The sequence below is a fragment of the uncultured Aquincola sp. genome (assembly GCF_964001545.1).
Taxonomy (GTDB): Bacteria; Pseudomonadota; Gammaproteobacteria; order Burkholderiales; family Burkholderiaceae_C; genus Aquincola.
This window is the reverse complement of record NZ_CAXFDV010000351.1, coordinates 1-9,740: the sequence shown is the minus strand read 5'-3', so window position 1 is coordinate 9,740 and position 9,740 is coordinate 1. Positions and strand designations below refer to the sequence as shown.

At 69.8% G+C, this 9,740-nt stretch carries 10 protein-coding genes; 6 read left to right on the top strand and 4 right to left on the bottom strand.

Annotated features, from left to right (window positions below):
• Nucleotides 1-1,002 (top strand): HipA domain-containing protein (locus tag ABNT58_RS12190; protein ID WP_348753743.1); only part of this gene is annotated, 1,002 nt, incomplete at its 5' end.
• Here ABNT58_RS12190 and serB read toward each other — a convergent pair.
• Together serB and ABNT58_RS12180 are read right to left on the bottom strand one after the other, a co-directional pair.
• On the bottom strand, nt 990-1,706 hold the full coding sequence (gene serB, locus ABNT58_RS12185; RefSeq protein WP_348753742.1) for a phosphoserine phosphatase SerB: 717 nt from the start codon (nt 1,704-1,706) through the stop codon (nt 990-992). The two genes, ABNT58_RS12190 and serB, sit on opposite strands and share 13 nt — an antisense overlap.
• A gap of 47 nt (nt 1,707-1,753) precedes the next feature.
• Nucleotides 1,754-2,866: a methyl-accepting chemotaxis protein gene (locus ABNT58_RS12180; RefSeq protein ID WP_348753741.1), complete on the bottom strand. Its 1,113-nt coding sequence runs from the start codon at nt 2,864-2,866 to the stop codon at nt 1,754-1,756.
• Nucleotides 2,867-3,029: 163 nt separating this feature from the next.
• Between ABNT58_RS12180 and ABNT58_RS12175 the strand changes: the two genes are divergently transcribed.
• A complete protein-coding gene (locus ABNT58_RS12175; protein ID WP_348753740.1) occupies nt 3,030-3,410 on the top strand; it encodes a RidA family protein in 381 nt (126 codons plus the stop codon).
• A gap of 9 nt (nt 3,411-3,419) precedes the next feature.
• On the opposite strand, the gene mfd is transcribed toward ABNT58_RS12175, so the two are convergent.
• Entirely contained in the window at nt 3,420-6,908 is a 3,489-nt protein-coding gene (mfd, locus tag ABNT58_RS12170; protein ID WP_348753739.1) for a transcription-repair coupling factor, read from the bottom strand.
• Nucleotides 6,909-6,930: 22 nt separating this feature from the next.
• Between mfd and ispD the strand changes: the two genes are divergently transcribed.
• The 4 genes from ispD to ispF are packed head-to-tail and all read left to right on the top strand — an operon-like array spanning nt 6,931 to nt 9,445.
• A complete protein-coding gene (ispD, locus tag ABNT58_RS12165) occupies nt 6,931-7,659 on the top strand; it encodes a 2-C-methyl-D-erythritol 4-phosphate cytidylyltransferase (RefSeq protein WP_348753738.1) in 729 nt (242 codons plus the stop codon).
• Nucleotides 7,656-8,402: a type I methionyl aminopeptidase gene (gene map / locus ABNT58_RS12160; RefSeq protein ID WP_348753737.1), complete on the top strand. Its 747-nt coding sequence runs from the start codon at nt 7,656-7,658 to the stop codon at nt 8,400-8,402. Before ispD ends, map begins: the two co-directional genes overlap by 4 nt.
• Nucleotides 8,403-8,439: 37 nt before the next feature.
• On the top strand, nt 8,440-8,907 hold the full coding sequence (locus ABNT58_RS12155; protein WP_348753736.1) for a GyrI-like domain-containing protein: 468 nt from the start codon (nt 8,440-8,442) through the stop codon (nt 8,905-8,907).
• A 40-nt stretch (nt 8,908-8,947) separates the two neighbouring features.
• Nucleotides 8,948-9,445, top strand: coding sequence for a 2-C-methyl-D-erythritol 2,4-cyclodiphosphate synthase (ispF, locus tag ABNT58_RS12150; RefSeq protein WP_348753735.1), 498 nt, complete (start codon nt 8,948-8,950; stop codon nt 9,443-9,445).
• A gap of 88 nt (nt 9,446-9,533) precedes the next feature.
• On the opposite strand, the gene ABNT58_RS12145 is transcribed toward ispF, so the two are convergent.
• Nucleotides 9,534-9,740 (bottom strand): ATP-binding protein (locus ABNT58_RS12145; RefSeq protein ID WP_348753734.1); only part of this gene is annotated, 207 nt, incomplete at its 5' end.

Genomic DNA, 9,740 nt, shown 5'->3' with positions numbered 1-9,740 from the left:
GCCGACGGGCTGGACAGCCTGACCCAGGGCGGCCTGCCCTGGTTCCTGGCGCCGCTGCGGGCGCAGGGCTTTCTGGGTCGGGTGCTGGCGCAGCAATGGGCGCAGCGCGGGCTGGACGCCAACCCCGACCGCTGGTCGCTGGAACAGGTGCTGGCCACCGCGCTGCTGCTGCACGATGCGCCGGGCGCGCTGGTGCTGGGCGAGCCGCCGGCCGGCAACCTGGTGCCGCCGACCACGGGCGCAGCGCCCGACCTGGATGCGCTGGCCGATGAAGTGGCGGCCACGCTGCCCGCCGGATCGTCGGCGGGCGGTGAACAGGCCAAGTTCCTGACGCATGACGAGACGGGCCACCCGCTCATCGTCAAGTTCACACCGCCGCTGGGCACGCCTTTTGGCGATCGCTGGCGCGACCTGCTGCAGGCCGAGGCGCTGGCGCTGCAGGTGCTGGCCGAGTGGGGCGTGCCGGTGGCGGCGGCGCAGGTGGTGCAGACGGCGCGCCGGGCTTACCTGGTGTCGCGCCGATTCGACCGCCTACCCGGCGGCGGCCGCTTGCATGCGGTGCCGCTGGACGCGGTGCATGCGGCCTTCGTGCCCGGTGGCCGGCAGCATTGGGGCGCCACCTGCCGCGAGCTGGAACGCCAGCGGCGGCTGCCGCCCGGGGCCGGCGCGCAGGCCGAGGCGCTGCTGCACTTCGGCCGCCTGATCGGCAACACCGACATGCATTTCGGCAACCTCAGCCTGTGGGTACAGCCTGATGACGTGCCGCGTGGCCGCTTCAGCGGCCTGGCGCCTGTGTACGACATGCTGCCGATGCGCTGGCGGCCCGACATGGCGCAAGGCCTGGTGGACATCGAGCCCTTCGAGCCCGATGCGGTGGCGCTGGGTTCGCCGGCGCGCGAGGTGGCGCTGCAGTTCTGGCAGCGGCTCGCGGCCGTGGCCGAGGTCTCACGCCCGCTGCGCCGCACGGCGCAGTCGATGGCGCTGCGGCTTCAGCGCGGCTGAACCACTTCCAGCAGCCGGTCCAGCCCGCCTACGTTAATGGCCACCATGGCCTGGGCGCGCACCTTGGGCTTGGCGTGGTAGGCCACCGACAAGCCGGCCGCGCCCATCATCGGCAGGTCGTTGGCGCCGTCGCCCACGGCAATCGCCTGGCGCGGCTCGAAGCCGTGCTCGGCGCACAGGGCCAGCAGCGTGCGCTTCTTTTCTTCACCGTCGCAGATGTCGCCCCAGGGCTGGTCGACCAGGCGGCCGGTGAGGTGGCCGTCGACCACCTCCAGCACGTTGCTGCGCGCCCTGTCGATCTGCAGCCGCTCACGCACCCGGTCGGCGAAGAAGGTGAAGCCGCCCGACACCAGCAGCGTCTTCAGGCCCGCCTCGCGGCAGGTGCGCAGCAGCGTCTCGGCACCGGGGTTCAGGCGCAGGCGCTGGTCCAGCACGTCCTGCAGCGCGGTGGCCGGCACGCCGGCCAGCAGGGCGACGCGGCGGCGCAGGCTGTCCTTGAAGTCGGTGATCTCGCCGCGCATCGCGGCTTCGGTGATCGCGGCCACCTCGGCCTTGCGGCCGGCGGCATCGGCGATCTCGTCGATGCACTCGATGTTGATCAGCGTCGAGTCCATGTCGAACGCGATCAGCCGGAAGTCGGCCAGGGCCAGCGGGGGTGTGAAACCCTGGATCACCAGGCCGTCAGCGGTGTTCGGTGCAGTCATTCGGGGGGCCGCGCAAAGCCCCGCAGTTTAAGTGCGCAGCCGAGGGTTCACCCGGCCACCCGGAACCCGCTCATCGCACTCTTGAGCTTGTCCGATTCGCCCTTGAGCGATTGCGCCGCGGCCGAGACCTGTTCCACCAGGGCCGAGTTCTGCTGGGTCACGCCGTCGATCTGCGCCAGCGCATCGTGCACCTGGCCGATGCCCAGGCTTTGCTCATGCCCGGCCTGGCTGATCGCGCTCATCAGGGAAGAGGCATGCGTCACCCGCTCCAGCAACTCGCGCATGGTCTTGCCGGCCTGTTCCACCAGCGTGGAGCCAGCGCCGATCTTCTCGGTGCTGTCGCCGATCAGCGACTTGATCTCGCGCGCCGCCGTGGCGCTGCGCTGGGCCAGGCTGCGCACTTCGCCGGCCACCACCGCAAAGCCGCGGCCTTGTTCACCGGCGCGGGCGGCTTCCACCGCCGCATTCAGCGCCAGGATGTTGGTCTGGAAGGCGATGCCGTCGATCACGCCGATGATGTCGGCGATGCGCGCCGCGCTGGCATTGATCTCGGCCATGCGGCTTTCCACGCCGCGCATCAGCTCTTCCCCGCGGGTGGCCACGCTGCTTGAGTCCATCACCACGCGGTTGGCTTCTTCGGCATTGGCGGCGTTGGTGCGCACGGTGGCGGCCAGTTCGTCCATCGAGCTGGCGGTCTGCTGCACAGCGGAGGCCTGGCTTTCGGTGCGGGCCGACAGGTCGGCATTGCCGTTGGCAATCTCGTCCGACGCCGACTTCACCATCTCCACGCTGCCGCGCACGTCCAGCACCATGGTGCGCAGCTTCTTGCGCATGCTGTTGAGCTCATAGCGCAGCCACGAGATCTCGTCCTTGCCCGGCGATTCGACCTTGGTTTCCAGATCGCCGCCGCCCATGCGGATGACCACCTGCACCGTGTCTTCGACCGAGCTCTTGATGCTGCTGCGGATGAGCCAGGCTGCGACGGTGATCAGGCCGACGCCGGTGGCCGTGGCCATGCCCAGGCTCCAGGCCGCGCCGCCGTGGCCCAGCGCATTGAGCTGCCAGGCCGCCGTGGCGCCGATGCCCGTCATCATGGCGCCGGCAAAGCCGAAACCGATCGTTGTCCGCTTGACCAAGCTGACCTTGCGTACCCACTCCATGTCCATCGTCTCCATCTCAGCCGCGGCCCACGCACCTCCACGGTGGCAGCCGGCTTGTGATGTCATATCGGACGCCGCCAAAAATCGCTGAAGGCAGGTCGGTGTGAAATGATGGCCTGCGGTGCGTGATTAGGTGTCACACCTTAGAAACCAAGGCTTCAAGATGAAGAAAGTGATAGATGTGGGCCTGCCGGCCCTGGCGCAGCCGTTTTCCTGGGCCACCCAGGCGCAAGGCCTGCTGTTCACCGCCCACGGCCCGGCGCGGCCCGACGGCAGCATCGACACCGGCCCCATCGAGGACCAGGCGCGCCTGACCTTCAGCAACCTGCGCCAGGCGGTGCAGGCGGCCGGCGGCACGCTGGCCGACGTGACGCAGGTGCTGATCTACATGACCGACGTGCAGGACATGAAGGCCATCGACGCGGTATACCGCGAGTTCTTCGAGGCGCCGTACCCTAACCGTTCCAGCATGGGCGTCAACGGGCTGGTGGTGCCGGGCATGAAGATCGAGATCGTGGCTTACGCCTACCTGGGACCCGCCTGACGTCGACGGTCAGCCTTCCTTCGGCTGCCCCAACGACCGCAGCACGTCGCGGATCAGCTGCACCCGGTCCTTGACCTCGGGCATGTCGCGTTCGATGCGCAGCTTGTCGTTGCCGGCCAGCTTGATGTGGCGGTTCTTCTGCACCAGCTCGATGATCTTCATCGCGTCCACCGGCGGGTTGGGGCGGAAGCTCAGCACCATCAGGCGCGGCGCCGCGTCGATCTTGCTCACGCCATAAGGCTTGGCCAGCACCCGCAGGCGGTGGGTGTCGAACAGCGTCTGACCCTGCGGCGGCAGCTTGCCGAAGCGGTCGGTGATCTCTTCCAGCAGTGTGTCGATCTGCGCCGGCGTGCTGGCGGTGGCCAGGCGCTTGTACAGGTTCAGCCGCGTGTGCACGTCGCCGCAGTAGCTGTCGGGCAGCAGCGCGGGCGCATGCAGGTTGATCTCGGTGGCCGCGCCGAACACGCCGCCCAGCGGGCTCAGCAGGTCGGGCTCCTTGCCGCTCTTGAGCGAGCGCACCGCCTCGCTCAGCATGTCGTTGTAGAGCTGGAAGCCCACCTCCATCATGTTGCCGCTCTGGTTGTCGCCCAGCACCTCGCCGGCGCCGCGGATCTCCAGGTCGTGCATCGCCAGGTAAAAGCCCGAGCCCAGCTCTTCCATCTGCTGGATCGCTTCCAGCCGCTGCGCGGCCTGCTTGGTCAGCGTCTCGATGTCGGGCACCAGCAGGTAGGCATAAGCCTGGTGGTGGCTGCGGCCCACGCGGCCGCGCAGCTGGTGCAGCTGGGCCAGGCCGAACTTGTCGGCCCGACTCATGATGATGGTGTTGGCCGAGGGCACGTCGATGCCGGTCTCGATGATGGTGGAGCACAGCAGCACGTTGAAGCGCTGGGCCACGAAGTCGCGCATCACCCGTTCCAGCTCACGCTCGGGCATCTGGCCGTGGGCGATGCCGATGCGCGCTTCGGGCAGCAGCTCTTCGAGCTTCTGGCGCCGGTTCTCGATGGTGTCCACCTCGTTGTGCAGGAAGTACACCTGGCCGCCACGCTTGAGTTCACGCAGCACCGCTTCGCGGATGACGCCGCTGGTCTCGGACCGCACGAAGGTCTTGATGGCCAGCCGGCGCTGCGGCGCGGTGGCGATGACGCTGAGGTCGCGCAGGCCTTCCAGCGCCATGCCCAGCGTGCGCGGAATGGGCGTGGCGGTGAGGGTGAGCACGTCCACCTCGGCCCGCATGGCCTTGATGGCTTCCTTGTGGCGCACGCCGAAGCGGTGTTCCTCGTCGATGATCAGCAGCCCCAGCCGCTTGAACTTGACGCTCTGGCTCAGCAGCTTGTGGGTGCCCACCACGATGTCGATGGTGCCGGCCTCGATGCCTTCCAGCGCGGCATTGATCTCCTTGGTCGAGCGAAAGCGCGACAACTCGGCCACCTTCACCGGCCACTTGCCGAAGCGGTCGGCGATGTTCTGGAAGTGCTGCTCGGCCAGCAGCGTGGTGGGCGCCAGCAGCGCCACCTGCTTGCCGCCCAGCACCGCCACGAAGGCCGCGCGCAGCGCCACCTCGGTCTTGCCGAAGCCCACGTCGCCGCACACCAGCCGGTCCATCGGCCGCGGGCTCACCATGTCCTGGATCACCGCATGGATGGCGGCGCGCTGGTCGGGCGTTTCCTCGAAGCCGAAGCTGGCCGCAAAGGCCTCGTAGTCGTGCGGCGAGAAGCGGAAGGCATAACCCTCGCGCGCGGCGCGGCGGGCATACAGGTTCAGCAGTTCGGCCGCGGTGTCGCGCACCTGCTCGGCCGCCTTGCGCTTGGCCTTGTCCCATTGCGGCGAGCCCAGCTTGTGCAGCGGCGCTTCATCGGCGCTGACGCCGGTGTAGCGGCTGATCAGGTGCAGCTGCGCCACCGGCACGTACAGCGTGGCCTTGTCGGCGTATTCCAGGTGCAGGAACTCGCTGGCCCCATCGCCCAGGTCGATGTTGAGCAGGCCCACATAGCGGCCGATGCCGTGGTTCACATGCACCACCGGGTCGCCCACCTTCAGCTCCGACAGGTCCTTGATCAGCGCATCGACGTTGCTGACCTGTTCCTGCTTGCGCCGCCGGCGTGAGCTGGGCGCGGTGGAGAAGAGTTCGGTCTCGGTCAGGAACTGGATCGAGGTGTCGGGCGTATGCCAGTGAAAGCCCTGGGCCAGCGGCGCGGCGGCAATGGCCACCTTCTCGTCGCCAGCCTCGAACTCGGCCAGGCTGGCCACGCTGGGCACGTCGATGCGGTGGTCGCGCAGCAGCTCCAGCAGGCTTTCGCGGCGGCCGTCGCTTTCGGCCACCAGCAGCACACGGGCCGGCGTGTTCTTCAGGTGCGCTTCCAGGCCGGCCAGCGGTTCGGTGGCGCCGCGGTCCACGCTCACGTCGGGCAGCGGGCGTGCCCAGTCCGAAGGCTCCACGCCGCGCAGCGACAGCGTGGCATGCGCATGGGTGAGGCCGAAGAAGTCTTCGGGTTTCAGGAACAGCTGCTCGGGCGGCAGGATGGGCCGCTCGGGGTCGTGCTGCAGGAAGCGGTGGCGGTCGCGGGTGTCGGTCCAGAAGCGGGCGATGGATTCGTCCACCGTGCCGTGCAGCACCACCGCCGCCTGCTCGCCGAAGTAGTCGAACATCGTCGCCGTCTCGTCGAAGAACAGCGGCAGGTAGTACTCGATGCCGGCAGTGGCGATGCCGGCCGCGATGTCCTTGTAGATGCGCGACTTGGTGGGGTCGCCGTCCAGCTTCTCGCGCCAGCGGGCGCGGAAGGCGGTGCGGGCGGCCTCGTCCATCGGAAACTCGCGGCCGGGCAGCAGCCGCACCTCGGGCACCGGGTACAGGCTGCGCTGCGAGTCGGGGTCGAAGGTGCGGATCGAGTCCACCTCGTCGTCGAACAGGTCGACGCGGTAAGGCACCGGCGAGCCCATCGGAAACAGGTCGATCAGCCCGCCGCGCACCGCGTATTCACCCGGCGACACCACCTGGCTCACATGCTGGTAGCCGGCCAGCGTCAGCTGCGATTTGAGGCGCGCTTCGTCCAGCCGCGTCTTCTGCTTGAAGTGGAAGGTGGTGCCCGCCAGAAAGCTGGGCGGCGCCAGCCGGGTGAGGGCGGTGGTGGCGGGCAGCAGCACCACGTCCACGTCGCGCTCGGTGGCCTGGTTACCGGTCTGCGTGTGGCTCCACAGCCGCCACAGCGTGGCCAGCCGCTCCGAGATCAGGTCCTGGTGAGGGCTGAAGGTGTCGTAGGGCAGTGTTTCCCAGTCGGGGAACACGGCCACGCGGATGCCGGGCGCAAAGAAGGGCAGCTCATCGGCCAGCCGCTGGGTGTCCGACGGCTCGGCCGTGACGATGGCCAGCAACCGGCCTTCGGCGGCACGGGCCTGGGCCAGGCGTGCCAGCAGCAGCGCATCGGCGGAACCGGGGGGGCGGGGAAGGGTGAAGCGCTTGCCGGGCGCGATGGAAGGCAGGGGAACGGACGGCGAAGCCATTGCGAATTCTAGAATCCGGCCGATGACCCAGCCCGCCGAGCGGATGCCCCGCTGCTACGCCCTTGTTCCTTGCGCCGGCATCGGCGCACGCTCGGGGGCCGACGGGCCCAAGCAGTACGTGCCGTTGGCGGGCCATGCCATGGTGGCCCACACGCTGGCCGCGCTGGCCGCCGTGCCACGGCTGGCGGCCACGCTGGTGGTGCTGTCGACAGACGATGCGGCCTTTGAAGCCGCGGTGCCCGGCTATGGATCGCAGGAGGCCACCCAATGGCTGGCCCGCTGCGGCGGCAGCAGCCGCGCGGCCACCGTGGCCAACGGCCTGCAGGTGCTGGCGGCGCGCGGCGCGCAGCCCGACGACTGGGTGCTGGTGCACGACGCCGCCCGCTGCCTGGTGCATCCGGCCTGGATCGACCGCCTGATCGACGCCTGCCTGCCCGACGAGGTGGGCGGCCTGCTGGCCCTGCCGGTGGCCGACACGCTGAAGCAGGCCGATGCGCAAGGCCGCGTGGCCGCCACCATCGACCGCAGCGCCAAGTGGGCCGCGCAAACGCCGCAGATGTTCCGCCTGGGCCTGTTGCAGCGCGCGCTGGCCGCCATCGGCGACGCACCCACCGACGAAGCCGGCGCCATCGAGGCGCTGGGCCTGCAGCCGCGCCTGGTGGTGGGTGATGCCGCCAACTTCAAGGTCACCTGGCCCGGCGATTTCGCGCTGGCCGAACGCCTGATCACCACTGAACGGAGGAACGCATGACGATTGAAACCGAAGCCGACATCGACGGCCTGCGCCGCGCCGGCACGCTGGTGAGCGACGTGCTGCATGCGATGCTGGACGCGCTGGAGCCCGGCATGCGCACCGACGAGCTGGACGCCATCGGCCAGCGCATGCTGGCGGCCGCGGGCGCGCGGTCGGCCCCGCAGCTCACCTATGGCTTTCCCGGCGCCACCTGCATCAGCATCAACGAAGAGGCCGCCCACGGCGTGCCGGGCGCGCGCCGCATCGGCAAGGGCGACGTGGTCAACATCGACGTGTCGGCCGAGCTGGACGGCTACTTCGCCGACACCGGCGGCACCCGCGTGGTGCCGCCCACCACGCCGGTGAAAACGCGGCTGTGCTGGGCCGCCCGCCATGCGCTCGACGAAGCGCTGGGCCAGGCCCGCGCCGGCCGGCCGGTGGCCGCCATCGGCCGCAGCATCGAGCGCGTGGCGCGGCAGACGGGCTTTCGCATCCTGCGCAACCTGGGCAGCCACGGCGTGGGCCGCGCGCTGCATGAGGCGCCCGAGTTCATCCCCGGCTTTGCCGACCCCAGCGAAAAGCGGGTGCTGCAAGCCGGCATGGTGATCACCATCGAGCCGTTTCTTTCCACCCGCGCCCGCATGGCCGAAGACACCGGCGACGGCTGGACGCTGTCGGGTGGGCCGGGCAACCTCTCGGCCCAGTTCGAGCACACGCTGATCGTCACCCACGGCGCGCCCATCGTGTTGACGAGGCACTGAGCCAGCCGCGTCGCGCCACTTCCCAGGAGACCTCGGCATGACCACCGTCACCCTGCACGACCGTGATGCCGTGCACCTGGCCTGCTTGCGCTACGTCGGGCCCTACGGCCCGGGCGTCGGCCGGTTCTGGCGCGACACCATGGCGCCCTGGCTGGCCCAGCACGGGCTGATGGACGCCCCCTGCTACGGCATCGGCTACGACGACCCCAGCATCACCGACCCGCACGAATGCCGTTACGACGCGGCGGTGCAGGTGCCGGCGGGCTTTGTGCCCACCGGCGGCGCGATGCTGCTGACGCTGCTGGCCGGCCGCTATGCCGAGATGCCGTTCAGCGGCACGCCGATGGGCATCGGCGATGCCTGGACGTGGCTGCTGCGCGACTGGCTGCCGGGCAGCGGCCTGAAGCTGGCGCAGGTGCCGTGCTTCGAGCGTTACCCGCCGATGAACGGCCGGTCGTCCGGCGAAGGCTTCGAGTGCCAGCTGTGCGTGGGTGTGGAGGCGTAGCCACAATGGCGGCCCCGCGTGACCCACAGGACGCTTGAACATGACGACTCCGACGATCCCCGCCTTGCGCATCGGCGAAGGCTGGGACACCCATCAACTGGTCACCGGCCGGCCGCTGATCCTGGGCGGTGTGACCATCCCGCATAGCCATGGGCTGCTGGGTCATTCCGATGCCGATGCGCTGCTGCATGCCATCACCGACGCGCTCTTCGGTGCCGCCGCGCTGGGCGACATCGGTCGCCACTTCCCGGACACCGACCCGGCCTTCAAGGGCGCCGATTCGGTGGCGCTGCTGGTCGAGGCCGTGCGCCGCGTGCGCGCCGCCGGCTGGGAGCCGGTGAACGTGGACACCACCATCGTGGCCCAGGCCCCGAAGATGGCGCCGCACATCCCCGCGATGCGCGAGCGCGTGGCCGCGTCGCTGGGCATCCCGGTCGAGCGGGTCAACGTCAAGGCCAAGACCGCCGAGAAGATGGGCCCGGTGGGCGAGGGCCGCGCGATCGAGGCGCGGGCGGTGGTGCTGCTCGTAGGCCGCTAACCGTGGCCAGCGCCGGGCCGCTCCGAAGGCGGCCGCGGCAACCCGCTCGGTGGGTGGGCCCATGTACCCATGGGACCGGGTGCTCCATCTACGGTGCCCGCTTCAACCGCACATGCGCCACAAAGCCGCCGTCGGCGGCGTTGGCCAGCTCCAGGCTGCCGCCCATGCGCTGGAGCGACTTGTCGACGATGGCCAGGCCCAGGCCGGCGCCGGTGGCGGCGGTGCGGGCGGTGTCGCCGCGGTAGAAGGGCGTGGTCAGTTCGGCCAGCTTCTCGGGTGCCACGCCGCGACCATG